At 70.4% G+C, this 14,065-nt stretch carries 12 protein-coding genes; 10 read left to right on the forward strand and 2 right to left on the reverse strand.

All coding sequences use genetic code 11. From position 1 onward, the window contains the following. Positions 1-67: 67 nt before the first annotated feature. Positions 68-1,309 carry a PP2C family protein-serine/threonine phosphatase gene (locus P2Q00_RS07440; protein WP_275770704.1) on the forward strand — a complete coding sequence of 414 codons (1,242 nt, stop codon included), beginning with the start codon at positions 68-70 and terminating at the stop codon, positions 1,307-1,309. A 23-nt stretch (positions 1,310-1,332) separates the two neighbouring features. Here the strand turns inward: P2Q00_RS07440 and P2Q00_RS07445 are convergent, their stop codons facing one another. Continuing rightward, positions 1,333-1,773, reverse strand: coding sequence for an ATP-binding protein (locus P2Q00_RS07445; RefSeq protein ID WP_275770706.1), 441 nt, complete (start codon positions 1,771-1,773; stop codon positions 1,333-1,335). 188 nt (positions 1,774-1,961) lie between these two features. Between P2Q00_RS07445 and P2Q00_RS07450 the strand changes: the two genes are divergently transcribed. Genes P2Q00_RS07450 through P2Q00_RS07460 form a run of 3 tightly spaced genes read left to right on the forward strand, consistent with a single transcriptional unit; the run spans position 1,962 to position 3,958 of the window. Further along, on the forward strand, positions 1,962-2,840 hold the full coding sequence (locus P2Q00_RS07450; RefSeq protein WP_275770708.1) for a Sco1979 family transcriptional regulator: 879 nt from the start codon (positions 1,962-1,964) through the stop codon (positions 2,838-2,840). Continuing rightward, complete coding sequence (locus P2Q00_RS07455) at positions 2,837-3,097, forward strand: DUF397 domain-containing protein (RefSeq protein WP_275770709.1); 261 nt, start codon at positions 2,837-2,839, stop codon at positions 3,095-3,097. Before P2Q00_RS07450 ends, P2Q00_RS07455 begins: the two co-directional genes overlap by 4 nt. Positions 3,098-3,139: 42 nt before the next feature. Beyond that, on the forward strand, positions 3,140-3,958 hold the full coding sequence (locus P2Q00_RS07460) for an SAM-dependent methyltransferase (RefSeq protein ID WP_275770710.1): 819 nt from the start codon (positions 3,140-3,142) through the stop codon (positions 3,956-3,958). Between the two features lie 77 nt (positions 3,959-4,035). Here P2Q00_RS07460 and P2Q00_RS07465 read toward each other — a convergent pair whose 3' ends face one another. Continuing rightward, entirely contained in the window at positions 4,036-5,088 is a 1,053-nt protein-coding gene (locus P2Q00_RS07465) for a glycoside hydrolase family 5 protein (protein WP_275770712.1), read from the reverse strand. A gap of 192 nt (positions 5,089-5,280) precedes the next feature. Here P2Q00_RS07465 and P2Q00_RS07470 point away from each other — a divergent pair, with 192 nt between their 5' ends. The 6 genes from P2Q00_RS07470 to P2Q00_RS07495 all read left to right on the forward strand — a co-directional run bounded on the left by P2Q00_RS07470 (position 5,281) and on the right by P2Q00_RS07495 (position 13,937). Next, on the forward strand, positions 5,281-6,336 hold the full coding sequence (locus tag P2Q00_RS07470) for a LacI family DNA-binding transcriptional regulator (RefSeq protein ID WP_275770713.1): 1,056 nt from the start codon (positions 5,281-5,283) through the stop codon (positions 6,334-6,336). 79 nt (positions 6,337-6,415) lie between these two features. Beyond that, positions 6,416-7,174: a YqjF family protein gene (locus P2Q00_RS07475; protein ID WP_275770714.1), complete on the forward strand. Its 759-nt coding sequence runs from the start codon at positions 6,416-6,418 to the stop codon at positions 7,172-7,174. A gap of 150 nt (positions 7,175-7,324) precedes the next feature. After that, the gene (locus tag P2Q00_RS07480) at positions 7,325-8,608 is read left to right on the forward strand and encodes an MFS transporter (protein WP_275770756.1); all 1,284 of its coding nucleotides are present in this window, start codon (positions 7,325-7,327) and stop codon (positions 8,606-8,608) included. Between the two features lie 175 nt (positions 8,609-8,783). After that, a complete protein-coding gene (locus P2Q00_RS07485; protein WP_275770715.1) occupies positions 8,784-11,165 on the forward strand; it encodes an ATP-binding cassette domain-containing protein in 2,382 nt (793 codons plus the stop codon). A gap of 126 nt (positions 11,166-11,291) precedes the next feature. Then, on the forward strand, positions 11,292-11,612 hold the full coding sequence (locus P2Q00_RS50730; protein WP_338059299.1) for a class I SAM-dependent methyltransferase: 321 nt from the start codon (positions 11,292-11,294) through the stop codon (positions 11,610-11,612). Between the two features lie 48 nt (positions 11,613-11,660). Continuing rightward, on the forward strand, positions 11,661-13,937 hold the full coding sequence (locus P2Q00_RS07495; RefSeq protein WP_275770716.1) for a glycosyl hydrolase family 95 catalytic domain-containing protein: 2,277 nt from the start codon (positions 11,661-11,663) through the stop codon (positions 13,935-13,937). Positions 13,938-14,065: the final 128 nt, after the last annotated feature.

Here is a 14,065-nt window from a genome sequence, read left to right on the forward strand (position 1 = left end):
GTCGGCCTTCTCTCCCGCCGCGGACGCCATCGGCTCGGAACTCGACCTGTGGCTGACCGGCAGCCATGTGGTACACGCGCTGACCCCCGGATTCTGCGACGCCGCATCGGTCTACCTGCTGGAGCGCTGGCTGCGCGACGAACACGCATACGCCGTCACCGACCCGCCCCAGATCGAGGCGCGCCGCCTGGCCCTGCGCGTCGGCAGGGACGCCCTGGAGGACTGGGAGGGTGTGCTGCCGGTCGGCGAGGTGATCGTCCTCCCGCGCGAGACACCGTACGCACGTGCTCTCGCCGACGGGCACGCGCAGCTGCTCGACTCGGTCGACCCGCACACGTCCGAGCGGCTGATCGCCTCCGGGGGCGGCGACGCACGGATCCAGGACCTCCTGCGGGTGGCGTCCTTCCTCGTCGTCCCGCTTCAACTGCGGGGCACCGCGGTCGGTTTCGTCGTCTGCTCGCGCGGCAAGGCCCTGGGCACCTTCCGGCCGGGAGACATCGCGGCCGCGGAGTCCCTGGCCGCACGGGCCGCCATCGCCCTGGACAACGCGCGCCGCTACGCGCGTGAGCGGCGCACCGCCCTGGCCATCCGGGGCAGCCTGCTGCCCGGCACGGCACAGGAGGTCGAGGGCTGCCGCATCGCCCACGGCTGCCTGCCCGCCGGGCAGGGCAACATCATCGGCGGTGACTGGTTCGACGTGCTGAAACGGCCGGGTGACCGGGTCAGTCTTGTCGTCGGGGACGCCATGGGGCACGGCCCCGAGTCGGCCGTCGCAATGATCCAGCTGCGCACCGCCGTCCGCACCCTGGCCACCCTCGACATCCCTCCGGCCGATCTCATACGACGCCTGGACGCACTCGCCAGCGACACCCCGGGCGCCTCCTTCGCGACCTGCATCTACGCCGAGTGGGACCCCCGGCAGCGCACCTGCACCCTCGTGGGAGCGGGCCACCCGCCGCCACTGCTGCGCGGCCCCGACGGCCGGACCGCACCGGTCACGCTGGCCGGCCCGGGCCTGCCCCTGGGGCTGGGCACGGGCAGCTACGAGGCGACCGTACTGACCGTGGACGAACCGGCCCTGCTCGGGCTCTACAGCGACGGTCTGGTCGAGTCCCGGGACGCCGACATCGACCAGGAGATCATCCGCCTCGCCCGCGCCCTGGATGAGGCGGCCGTCGAGTCCGCGGCCGCCGGCGAACAGGACCGGCTGCAGTCCATGTGCCGGCGGCTGCTGCACACCCCTTCCGCCACGGCCGCCGCCGACGACCGCACCCTGCTGCTCGCCGAGCTGACGCCAGGGAAAAGCTGAACACCCTTCCCCTGCGAGGGTGTTCAGGCCGTCAGGTGCGCCCACACGGCATTGCCGCCGGTGAGTCTGGACCGGTCGACTCCCCAGCTGTCCGCGATCTGCTCCACGATGAGCAGTCCGCGGCCGCTCTCGTCGTCGGGGGACGGCTCACAGCGGGGCAGGCCGCGGTCCGTGCGGTCGTGGTCGTGCACCTCCAGGCGCAGGCACCCGTCGGTGATGAGCCCGATGCCGCACAGGATCCGGGCGCTGAGTGTGTGCCGTACGGCGTTGGTGGCCAGTTCGGACACGAGCAGGACGGCGTCCGCGCACAGCTCGCCCGGCAGGCGCCATGCGCCGAGGCGGGCGCCGATGGAGCGGCGGGCGACCCGGATGCTGGAGCGGTGCGGCGGCAGTTCGAGCCAGTGGGTGCGTTCCGGGTTCGGGGCGTCTAACAGCTGCGGGGAGGAAGTCGTGTGGGGGGACACGCAGTTGCCTTCCGTGGGGAGCGGGCGCGCAGTGAATCGCCGAAACGATTCACACAAGTAACTATGCTCACAGGGCGGTTCAAGCTGCAACCAGCTGCCTGATAATTTCATGGGGTCGGTATCGGTCTGGAGACTTCGTCAAGTCGCCGCCGGTTCCGGTCCGGTGACGGTCACTCAGGAGGTTGGGCGTGAACGAAGGTCGGTCGGGCGCCGGCAGCAGCCCCAGTGCACCCACCGTGCTGCGCATGATCCTCGGCCGGCGGCTGCAGGAGCGGCGCCAGGATGCGGGCCTGACGCTGGACGACGCGGCCAAGGCCCTGCGGGTGACGTCGCTGACCATCCGCCGCCTGGAGAAGGCGGAGGTCGGTCTCAAGCCCGTCTACGTGGACAAGCTGCTGGAGACGTACGGGGCCGACCGGCAGGAGATCGACGAGTTCGTAGACCTCGCCGAGCGGGCCAACGAGCCCGGCTGGTGGCATGTGTACCGCGATGTGCTGCCGAGCTGGTTCAGCGGCTATGTGAGCCTGGAGACCGGGGCCACGACGCTGCGCACCTATGAGCCGCACTATGTGACGGGGCTGCTGCAGACCCGGCCGTATGCGCGCGCGGTCCTGCGCGGTGGCTTCCCGAACGGCAGCGAGGAGGACCTGGAGCGGCGGGTGGATCTGCGGCTGCGCCGCCAGGGCCTGCTGGAGAGACCCGACGCGCCCACGCTGTGGGTGGTGCTCGAAGAGGCGGTGCTGCACCGGGTGGTGGGCGGTCCCGAAGTGATGCGGGAGCAGATCGACCGGCTTCTGGAGGTCTCGGAGCTGAAGCACGTCAGCGTCGACGTCGTCCCGTTCACCGCGGGCGCCCACGTCGGCGCGTGCGCCCCCTTCACCTACTTCCGGTTCAAGGAGCCGGAGCTGCCCGACATCGTCTACAGCGAGATCCTCTCCGGTGCCATGTACCTGGACCAGCGCTCGGACGTCGCGGCCCATCTGGAGGCGCACAACCGCATGTCCCTGCTGACCTCGGACGCGGACAGCAGGGCGCTCCTGAACCGCTTGCGAAAGGAGTACTCATGACCAGCGTCGACGGCACTGTCCGCGACGTCTACAACGGAATGCCGGCGTCGGACCTCGGTGAACAGGGCTGGGAGTCTCCGTGGAGCGGTCCCAACGGGGGCCAGTGCGTGCAGACGAAGCAGCTCGCCGACGGCCGCGTGGCCCTGCGGCAGTCGACCGATCCCGCCGGTCCCGCGCTGATCTACACCCCGGAGGAGATCACCGCGTTCGTCGCGGGGGTCAAACGGGGCCTCGCCGACCATCTGACGGCCGGCTGACCTTTCCGGCACACCCCCACGCACACCACCGAAAGGGACGGCATGACCAACTCGCACGCCGCGCGGGACATCGACACCAGCAGGCCCCACTCCGCCCGGCTGTACGACTACTACCTCGGCGGCAAGGACCACTTCGAGGTCGACAAGCAGGCCGCGGAGAAGGTCGCGGGCGTGTTCCCGGCCATCTTCGTCTGCGCCGGGGAGAACCGCGCGTTCATGCACCGCGCCACCCGTGTGCTGGCCCGGGAGCACGGCATCCGTCAGTGGCTGGACATCGGCACCGGCATCCCCACCGAGCCGAACCTGCACCAGGTGGCGCAGTCCGCGGTGCCCGATGCCCGGGTGGTGTACGCCGACAACGACCCGCTCGTCCTCAAGTACGCCGAACGCCTGATGCGCTCCACCGCCGAGGGCCGCACGACGTACATCCAGGCCGACTTCACCGACCCGGAGGCGATTCTTGCCGCCCCCGAACTGCACGAGGCACTCGACCTGACGCAGCCGGTGGCGCTGTCCCTGAACGCGCTGCTGCACTTCGTGCCGGACGACCTCGACCCGTACGGCATCGTGGCCCGCCTCATGGAGGCGCTGCCCTCGGGCAGCGCGCTCGCCATCAGCCACTGCACACCCGACTTCGACCCGGTGACGTGGCAGACGCTGGTCGGCATCTACGTCGCCGCCGGGACGCCCGCCCAGGTCCGTTCCCGCGACGAGGTCGGCCGCTTCTTCGAGGGGCTCGACCTGCTGGAGCCTGGCATCGAGGTGGGTCACCGCTGGCGTCCCGAGCCGCGGCAGGAGGGGGCGACGGAGCCCACCGACACCGAGGTCAGCCTCTGGACCGGGGTGGGCATCAAGCCATAGCCGGGGGGTGATGGGGGGCCGGACGGCCCCGGGCCCGAGCGGGTCCGGGGCCGTCCGGCGGTTGCGGCGTGCGCCGGTCAGGGCTGGACGGGCCTGCCGTGTCCCCAGGCCCAGGCGAGGCGGTCGGCGCCGGACTGGTTGGTGGTGGCCAGCCAGGGCCGGGCGGCGTCGCCGGTCAGCTTCTGGATCGAGTACGTGTCGTCGGTGCGCAGGCCGGGCCAGTAGACGGATCCCATCCCGAGCTTGCGGAAGGTGTCCGTGTCGGCCTGGATGAAGTTGATCGAATTGTTGGTGGCGTCCGGCTTGTCGTAGTCCAGGCCCGTGGTCATCGGGGCGCCGAACTCGTCGGCGACGGTGCGGCTCGCGCAGTCGCCGATGCGCTCCTTGAGGTCGGACACCCACTGGTCGTAGGTGGCGTAGTCCTTCCAGAAGCCGTAGTGGTGCAGGGAGAGATAGGTGCCCTTGAGCCGCGGGTCGGCGCAGACCGAGGTGACGTGGTCGTTGTAGCCGGCGCCGCTGACGAAGACGCGGTCGCGGGGGACGGACGGGTAGGTCGCGAGCCACTTGGCGGCGATGTCGGCCCACTGGGTGTCGGTGTAGCCGTGCGGCTCGTTCATCGGCTCGAAGTAGACCTTCGAGTTGCCCTGGTAGGCCTTGACGACGGTGTTCCACATCGGCCAGTAGGTGGCCTCGTCGTCGATGAAGCCGTCCTTCTGGGCGCCCGTGCCCTCCCAGTAGGACAGGATCACCTTGAAGCCCTTGTCCGTCGCCGCGTCGATGACGCCGCGATACGACTTCCAGTAGGAGCCGTTGACCGTGTACGGGTTGATGGGCAGCCGGACGGTGTTGGCACCGAGGTTGGCGCGGAAGGCCGAGATGACGCGACTGGCCTTGGTGTAGGTCTGGGCGTAGGTGTCGGAGAGCGACAGGCCGGACAGGACGACGGGGTCGTTGGCGTAGTTGTCGCGGGGGTCGGCCCAGTTGACGCCCTTGAACTGGGTGGTGCCGGCCGGCGCCGCGGCGGCGGGGCTGCCGGTGAGGGTCGCGCCGCCGACCGCGGCGATGGCGACCGCCGCACAGGCGGCACGCAGCCGGGGGGCGAGGCGGTTGGTGGCGGGGGTCTTGCGCATCGGCGTGGCCTTTCGGGAGGTGGCGGCTCGGCGCCTCGCATGTTTACGTAAACATGCACTGTCGTGGCAAGGGATGTTTACGTAAACTCGGCGGCGCCGGAATCGTGGCATCCGCCCCAGCGGCCGTCAAGGCTCCTCACGCGTAACATCCGGTGCGTTGCGCAACAGGTCGGGGTACCGAGGGAGGCACGAGTGGTGGAACGGGGCAGCTCCGGCGTTCCGGGCGGGCGCCGCAAGCAGCGGGTCTCCATGGCCGATGTCGCCCAGCGCGCGGGCGTCTCGTCCCAGACGGTCTCGCGGGTCTCCAACGGCTATCCCGGGGTGATCAGTTCGACCCGGGAGCAGGTGCTCGCGGCGATGCGGGAACTGGGTTATCGGCCCAACAGCGCGGCGCGCGCCCTGCGCTACGGGCAGTTCAACACCATCGGCGTGATCCTCTTCAGCCTGTCCTCGACGGGCAACAGCCGCACCGTGGAGGCGATCGCCACGCATGCCGCGGCCGAGGGGTACGCGATCACCCTGATCCCCATCGACGTCCCGACCCAGGACAACGTCCTGGGGGCCTTCACACGCATGGGCGAGCTGGCCGTCGACGCCGTGATCGTCATCATGGAGATCCATCTGCTCGACACCGGCACGGTCCAGCTGCCGCCCGGTGTGCACGTCGTCGTCGTGGACTCCGACGCCGGCGACCGCTACAGCGTGGTCGACACCGACCAGGCCGACGGCGCCCGCAAGGCCGTCAGCCACCTGCTCGACCTGGGCCACCGCACCGTATGGCATGTGACCGGCCCGGAGACATCCTTCGCCGGCCAGCGCCGAACTCAGGCCTGGCGCACGGTGCTTGAGGAGGCGGGCCGCCCGGTGCCGCCGCCGCTGCACGGCGACTGGTCGGCCGAGTCCGGCTATGCGGCCGGCCTCGCACTCGCCGAACAGCCCGACTGCACGGCGGTGTTCGCCTCCAACGACCAGATGGCGCTGGGCCTGCTGCGCGCCTTCCACGAACGAGGCCTGACCGTGCCCGAGGACATCAGCGTCGTCGGCTTCGACGACATCCCCGACGCCGCCTTCTTCGTCCCGCCCCTCACCACCGTCCACCAGGACTTCGCCGAGGTCGGCCGCCGCTGCGTCCGGGGCGCCCTGCAGCAGATCCGCACCCGCGGCGGCTCGCAGCCCGGCACCGATCTCGTCCCGACCAGCCTGGTGGTCAGACACAGCACCGCGGCACCGGCCGGGCGACGTATGTGAGTGTGCTGTTGCGCACACCGCCGGGAAACCCCGGCCCGTTCGAACAGACGGCCGCTGCTCGCGTGCTACAAGGCAGGGCATGGAGATCGAACCGGTCACCCCGTCCACCCCGCGGCCCGTGCGCAGGCCGACGCTGGTGCAGGGCTGGCATCAACTGACCTTCCTGCACTGGCCGGTGGAGCCGGAGCGGGTGGCCGGGCTGCTGCCCGCCGGAACCCGGCCCGACACTCTCGACGGGGTCACCTACGTCGGTCTGGTGCCGTTCCTGATGCGCGACGTGGGCCTCGGCCCGGGGCCCGGGCTGCCGTATCTCGGGACGTTCTGCGAGACGAACGTACGGCTGTACTCGGTGGACGAGCAGGGCCGCCGCGGTGTCGTGTTCCGGTCCCTGGACGCGACCCGTCTGCTGCCCGTGCTGGCGGGGCGGCTCGGCGTACGGCTGCCCTATGTGTGGTCGGCGATGCGTCTGCACCGCGAGAACGGTGTGATCACCTACACCTGCCGCCGCCGACGGTCCGCAGGCCGCGGACGCACCAGCCGGGTCGTGGTGCGTCCCGGCGCTCCCATAGCGCAGCCGACGCCGCTGGAGCTGTTCCTCAGCGCCCGCTGGGGCATGCACTTCGCCTGGCACGGCCGCACGGTGCACCTGCCGAACGAGCACGCACCCTGGCCGCTGCACCGGGCCGAACTGCTCGATCTGGACGACGACTTGGTCACGGCGGCCGGGCTGCCGCACATGACGGACGCGCCGCCGGTCAGCGTGCTCTACTCCCCTGGTGTTTCCGTCCGGTTCGGGATGCCGTCCACCGTGCGGCGGCTGCCGCAGGGCCGGGTCTGAGCCGACGTCACGACGAACTCGCCTCGCCCCGGACGGGCGTACCGCAGGGCCAAGAGTGGACACCGACGGCTGTTCACCGGCCGCCGTATCCGCAACGATCAGGAATCGAGAAGCGCCGGCCCGCCGGCCCCGCCTAGCGTGACCTCGGTGATGCGACGCCTCCTTCCCTCCGCGTACCGGCCGGTCCTCGCCGACCGGCTGTTCCGGCGGCTGATCCTCGGCTTCGCCGTCTCCTGTCTGGGCGACGGCATGAGCTTCGTCGCGGTGGCGTGGCTCGCCATCGAGCTCGCCCCGCAGCAGAGTGCGGGGCTGTGGGTCGGCGGCGCGGTCGCCGCGTACACCCTGCCCGGTGTGGTCGGCGCGCTGGTGTTCGGGCGCCGGCTGCGCCGAGTACCGGCCCGGCGGCTGCTGATCGCCGACAACGTGGTGCGCGGTGTGTTCATCGGCGCCGTACCGCTGGCCTGGCTCGCGGGGCTGCTCTCACCGCCGCTGTACGTCGTGCTGCTGGCGGTGTCGTCACTGCTGCACGCCTGGGGCAGCGCGGGCAAGTACACGCTGCTCGCCGAACTGCTGCCGGAGGATCAGCGGCTCGCCGGGAACACCCTCGTCGGCTCACTCGACTTCGCTGCCACGATCGCCGGGCCCGCCGTCGCCGGTGTGCTGGTGACCTACGCGAGTTCCGCGCTCGTGCTCGGCCTGGACGCGCTGACCTACGTGTTCCTCGCCGTGCTCGTCGTGCGTACCCGGCTGCCGGAGTCCGGGCATGTCTCCCCGGTCGACGGGGCGGCCGCCCGCGGCGGGCTCGCGTTGCTGCGGTCCCGTCCCGAGCTGCTCGGGCTGCTGACGCTCACCTGGTTCTTCAATTTTCTGTACGGCCCGGTCGAGGTCGCCCTGCCGCTGCATGTGACCGAGGAGCTGCACGCACCGGGCACGCTGCTCGGCCTGTACTGGATGATGTTCGGCGTCGGCGCGGTGCTCGGCTCGCTGGCGGTCGGCGCGCTGCGGCAGCTGCCGCTGTGGCCGGTGACGGTCGGCATCGTGGTCGTCTGGGGGCTTGCGCTGCTGCCGTTCGGGGCGGGTGCGCCGACGGCTGTCACCGTCGCGTGCTTCACGCTCGGCGGCGCGATCTACGGACCGTTCGTGGCGCTCTCGGTCACGCTCATGCAGGCGAAGTCGCCCCCGCAGCACCTGGCCGCGATGTTCGCGGCCCGCAGCGCGGTGCTGCTCACCGCGTCGCCGCTCGGCACGGCGCTCGGCGGACCGCTCACCACGGCGCTGGGGCCGCGGGCGACGCTCGGCGGCTCGGGACTGGCCACCGTGGCACTCGGCGCCCTGGCCTGCGTCCTGCTGTCGGCCCGGCGCAGGAACCGGTGGCAGGAGGGGTCGGGGAACCCGTCAGGAATGAAGAAGCGCCGGTCCGCGAGCCGGAGCTAACGTGACCGCAGAACCACGACCTCGGGAGTGACCATGACCGGCACATCCACCCACCCCGCCGGTCACGTACTGGCACGTGTCCGGCATCGAGGCCGTGCTGCCGGATGCTGAGTCCCACGGACCGCCGCGTACCGACCACCTCCCGCGCCCGCCCTGCCCGACAGATGGAGAGACGATGACGACGGCCAAGAGGACGCACTCGCAGTCGCCCGCCCTGCATGCCGCCGACAGCCACGATCTGATCCGCGTGCACGGCGCGCGCGAGAACAACCTCAAGGACGTCAGCATCGAGATCCCGAAGCGCCGGCTGACGGTGTTCACCGGCGTCTCCGGTTCGGGCAAGAGCTCGCTGGTGTTCGACACGATCGCCGCCGAGTCGCAGCGTCTGATCAACGAGACCTACAGCGCCTTCGTGCAGGGCTTCATGCCGAACCTGTCGCGGCCCGAGGTCGACGTCCTCGACGGTCTGACCACGGCGATCAGCGTCGACCAGCAGCGGATGGGCGCCGACCCGCGCTCCACGGTCGGTACCGCCACCGACGCCAACGCGATGCTGCGGATCCTGTTCAGCCGACTGGGCAAGCCCTACGTCGGGCCGCCCGGAGCCTTCGCCTTCAACGTGCCCTCGGTCTCGGCGTCCGGCGCGATCAAGGTGGGAACCGGCGCCAGGGAGAAGGTCACCTTCAACAGGGTCGGCGGCATGTGCCCGCAGTGCGAGGGCCGGGGATCGGTCTCCGACCTGGACCTGACCCAGCTCTACGACGACACCAAGTCGATCAACGAGGGCGCCTTCACCATCCCCGGCTACACCGGCGGCGGCTGGAACTCCCGGCTGTACGCGGAGTCCGGCTTCTTCGACCCGGACAAACCGATCCGGAAGTTCACCAAGAAGGAACTGCACGACCTGCTGCACCGAGAGCCGACCCGGATGAAGATCGCGGGCATCAACATGACCTACGAAGGTCTGGTCCCGCGGATCCAGAAGTCGCTGCTGGCCAAGGACAAGGAGGCGATGCAGCCGCACATCCGGGCCTTCGTGGAGCGCGCGGTCACCTTCACCACCTGCCCGGAGTGCGAGGGCACCCGGCTCGCCGAGCACGCCCGCTCCTCGAAGATCAAGAAGATCTCGATCGCGGACGCCTGCACGATGGAGATCAGGGACCTGGCCGACTGGGTGCGCGCACTCGCCGAGCCGTCGGTGGCGCCGCTGCTCACCGCGCTGCAGCAGACCCTCGACTCGTTCGTCGAGATCGGCCTCGGCTATCTCTCGCTCGACCGGTCCGCGGGCACGCTTTCCGGCGGCGAGGCGCAGCGCGTCAAGATGATCCGCCACCTCGGCTCCTCGCTCACCGACGTCACGTACGTCTTCGACGAGCCGACCGCGGGGCTGCACCCGCATGACATCCAGCGGATGAACGACCTGCTCCTGCGGCTGCGGGACAAGGGCAACACGGTGCTCGTCGTGGAGCACAAGCCGGAGGTCATCGAGATAGGCGACCATGTCGTCGACCTCGGCCCCGGCGCCGGCACGGCGGGCGGCACGGTCTGCTTCGAGGGCACCGTCGCCGGGCTGCGCGGCAGCGACACCGTCACCGGACGCCACCTCGACGACCGGGCGTCGCTCAAGGACGAGGTGCGCGAGTCCACCAGCACCCTGGAGATCCGCGGCGCCACGGCGAACAACCTGCAGGACGTCGACGTGGACGTCCCGCTCGGCGTGCTCACCGTGATCACCGGCGTGGCGGGCTCCGGCAAGAGCTCGCTCGTGCACGGGTCGATCCCCGAGGAGCTCGGGGTGATCTCGGTCGACCAGAGCCCGATCCGGGGTTCGCGGCGCAGCAACCCGGCGACGTACACCGGTCTGCTCGAACCGATCCGCAAGGCGTTCGCCAAGGCCAACGGCGTCAAGCCCGCCCTGTTCAGCGCCAACTCCGAGGGCGCCTGCCCCACCTGCAACGGCGCCGGCGTCATCTACACCGACCTGGGCATGATGGCCGGGGTCGCCAGCACCTGCGAGGACTGCGAGGGCAAGCGGTTCGACGCGTCGGTCCTCGAATACCGCCTCGGCGGCCGGGACATCTCCGAGGTGCTCGCGATGCCGGTGTCGGAGGCCCTGGAGTTCTTCGCCGAGGGGGAGGCGCGCACCCCGGCCGCGCACAAGGTCCTGGAGCGTCTCGCGGACGTCGGGCTCGGCTATCTCACCCTCGGCCAACCGCTCACCACGCTCTCCGGCGGCGAGCGGCAGCGCCTGAAGCTCGCCACGCACATGGCGGACAAGGGCGGTGTCTACGTCCTCGACGAGCCGACCACCGGCCTCCACCTCGCCGATGTCGAGCAACTCCTCGGCCTGCTGGACCGGTTGGTCGACTCCGGCAAGTCCGTGATCGTCATCGAGCACCACCAGGCGGTGATGGCCCACGCCGACTGGATCATCGACCTCGGCCCCGGCGCCGGTCACGACGGCGGCCGGATCGTCTTCGAGGGCACACCGGCCGACCTGGTCGCCGCCCGCTCGACCCTCACCGGCGAACATCTCGCGGCGTACGTCGGCGCCTGACCTCTGCGGCCCGTGCCCCGGTCGGTCTTGACCCTGCCCGAAGGTCAAGGCCGACCGTGTCCGCATGGATGACGACGCTCTTCTTGCCGAGCAGTTGCCGTACTACCGGGCGGGGGCGGCCGGCAAGTGCTGGAGCCGGCCTGCGGTACGGGCCAGTGGACCAGGCTGCTCGCCGCGTGCGCCGAATCGGTGACGGCCGTCGATGCGGCAGCCGAAATGCCGGCGCTCGCACGCGCGCGTACCGCGGCCGCCTGCGTCGAGTTCGTCGAGGCCGACCTGTTCGCGTGGCAGCAGCCCAGACGCGGATCCGGCCGGCGGCCGGGAACTTCGTCGGCATCGCAGAACCGCCGACGGTCAGACGTGACGCAGGTTCATCGGATCAATCTTCGGCATGTTGAGACCGTTGACGCATTCTGGAGGCCGCTCCTACGCTGCGCGAGCAGATAGATCCGATGAATCGCAGGAACTGTCGTCGCATCGTGGAGGCACCCCGCAATGACCTCTAGACGAGCCGTGCTCGGCTCAGTGCTCGGCGGTACGACCGCCGCCGCCTTACCTCACACAGCCCTTGCCGCTACCCCCAAAGACGCCGCGCCCGACACTCGCTGGCAGCTGCGCAACCGTATGGACTCCGACGGCGCGTGGGCCGACTTCCTGCGCGGGCAGGATCTGGTGTGGCATCGGCTGCCCACGGTCTGGTACGAGGGCCCGTTCCTGGGCGACGGGCGCCTGGGCAGCATGGTGTACCGGGAGCCGGACTCGAACAGCATCCGCTTCACCGTGCAGCACGGCGAAGTGCAGGACCACCGGCCCGAGTTCGGCAGCGGATGGGGCACCGCCCGGCTGCCCGTGGGACATCTGACCCTCGACCCGGTCGGCACCATCACCTCCGTCGACTGGCGCCTGAGCCTGTGGAATGCCGAGCTCACCGGCACGGTCACCACGGACAGGGGCACTTTGACGCTCTCCGCCCTCATCCACGACGGGATCCTCGCCGCACGCACGACGGCCGACGGCGAGGAGCAGGTCCGCTGGACCTTCCACCCCGAGGAGGCCATCAGCCCCCGCAAGATCCAGGAGGCGCCACCGGCCGGCTACGTCGCCAACCCGCCCTGGACCACACAGACCACCGGCGACGTCGAACAGGTCCTGCAGCCGCTCGTCGGCGGCGGCCAGACCGCGACGGCCCGCCGCCACTTGGGCGACACCCTCCTGCTCGGCGTGGCCCACAGTCACCCCTCCGACACCCGGGCCGGGGAGGTCTCGCTCAAGAAGGTCCAGCGCGCCGGTTCCTACGGCAGCCTCCGCTCCCGGCACACCCGTTGGTGGCACGCCTTCTACCGCAAGAGCTTCGTCTCCATCCCCGACGAGCGGCTGCAGAGCTTCCACTGGATCCAGCTGTACAAGGTCGCGTCGGCGAGCCGTGCGGGCGGCCCCGTGATGGCCACCTCCGGGCCGTGGCTGGAACCGACGCCCTGGCCCGCCGTGTGGTGGAACCTCAACGTCCAGCTCGAGTACTGGCTCACCCACGGCTCCAACCACCCCGAACTCGACTCGCTGGTCAGCACGTTGAGGCAGAGTCAGGAACAGCTGGTCGCCAACGTTCCCTCCGCATACCGCCCGGACAGCGCCGGAATCGGCCGCAGCTCCGACATGTTCGCCGACCGCACCGTCGGCACGCCCGGCACCGGCGCCGAAGTCGGCGACCTGACCTGGGCGTTGCACAACGCGTGGCTGAGCTACCGGCACACCATGGACGAGGCCCTGCTGCGCGACACGGTGTACCCGCTGCTGCGCCGCACGATCAACTACTACTGGCACTTCCTCCAGCCCGGCGACGACGGCAGGTTGCACCTGCCCTCGACCCTCTCGCCGGAGTATCCGGTGATCCCCCCGCAGGACACCAACTACGACCTGGCGCTGATCCGTTGGGGCTGCACCACGCTCCTGGACGTCACCCAGCGCCTCGGAGTCGACGACCCGCTGAAGCAGTGCTGGCAGGAAGTCCTGGCCAGACTCACGCCGTATCCGGTCGACGAGAACGGCTTCATGATCGGCGCGCAGACTCCGTACGCCCAGTCCCACCGCCACTACTCGCATCTGCTGATGGTCTATCCGCTCTACCTCGTGAACTGGGACCAGCCCGAGCAGCGGGAGCTGATCGAGAAGACGGTCGTGCGCTGGCATGCGCTGACCGGTGCGCACCGCGGCTACAGCTACACGGGCGCCGCGTCCATGTACGCGATGATGGGCCGCGGTGACACGGCGCTGACGTATCTGAAGAAGTTCTTCGACCCCACCACGCGCTACCCGTGCCGGGCCAACACCCACTACACCGAGGCCGGCCCGGTCATCGAGACTCCGCTGTCGGCATCGCAGTCCCTGCACGACATGCTGTGCCAGAGCTGGGGCGGTGTGGTCCGGGTCTTCCCCGCCGTCCCGTCCTCCTGGTCGGACGTCACCCTCCACGACTTCCGCACCCAGGGCGCCTTCCTGGTCAGCGCGGTCCGCGCCGAGGGGGTCACCCGCTTCGTGCGCGTACGCAGCCTGGCGGGCGAGCCGCTCGAAGTGCGCCACGGTCTGCCCGCCGGCCGGCTGACCGCCGTCCTCGACGACGGCCTCCCGGCGCACACCCGCACCACCTCCGAGGGCACCCTCGCCATCGACCTCCCCAAGGGCCGCGAGGTCCTGCTGTACACCGGCGAACGGCCCGACCTCGTCATCGCTCCGGTGGGCGTGAGCGAGCCGGGCGAGGCGTGGGGGCTGCCCTAGGTGTTCTGTCCACGGAGGTTGGTGACACAGGTCTCGGCTGAGGGATCTTGAATTGAGTGAGGGCCTTCTGGCCTGGTGTGGATTGCGACATCTGCACCGGCGACCAGAGAGGCCCTCTTGCCCCACCG

The organism is Streptomyces coacervatus, assembly GCF_029223485.1.
GTDB lineage: Bacteria > Actinomycetota > Actinomycetes > Streptomycetales > Streptomycetaceae > Streptomyces > Streptomyces coacervatus.

Coding starts and splice junctions, on each gene's coding strand:
- P2Q00_RS07455 (WP_275770709.1), top strand. CDS start 2,837: ATGACCAGCGTCGACGGCACTGTCCGCGACGTCTACAACGGAATGCCG.
- P2Q00_RS07460 (WP_275770710.1), top strand. CDS start 3,140: ATGACCAACTCGCACGCCGCGCGGGACATCGACACCAGCAGGCCCCAC.
- P2Q00_RS07465 (WP_275770712.1), bottom strand. CDS start 5,088: ATGCGCAAGACCCCCGCCACCAACCGCCTCGCCCCCCGGCTGCGTGCC.
- P2Q00_RS07475 (WP_275770714.1), top strand. CDS start 6,416: ATGGAGATCGAACCGGTCACCCCGTCCACCCCGCGGCCCGTGCGCAGG.
- P2Q00_RS07480 (WP_275770756.1), top strand. CDS start 7,325: ATGCGACGCCTCCTTCCCTCCGCGTACCGGCCGGTCCTCGCCGACCGG.
- P2Q00_RS07485 (WP_275770715.1), top strand. CDS start 8,784: ATGACGACGGCCAAGAGGACGCACTCGCAGTCGCCCGCCCTGCATGCC.
- P2Q00_RS07495 (WP_275770716.1), top strand. CDS start 11,661: ATGACCTCTAGACGAGCCGTGCTCGGCTCAGTGCTCGGCGGTACGACC.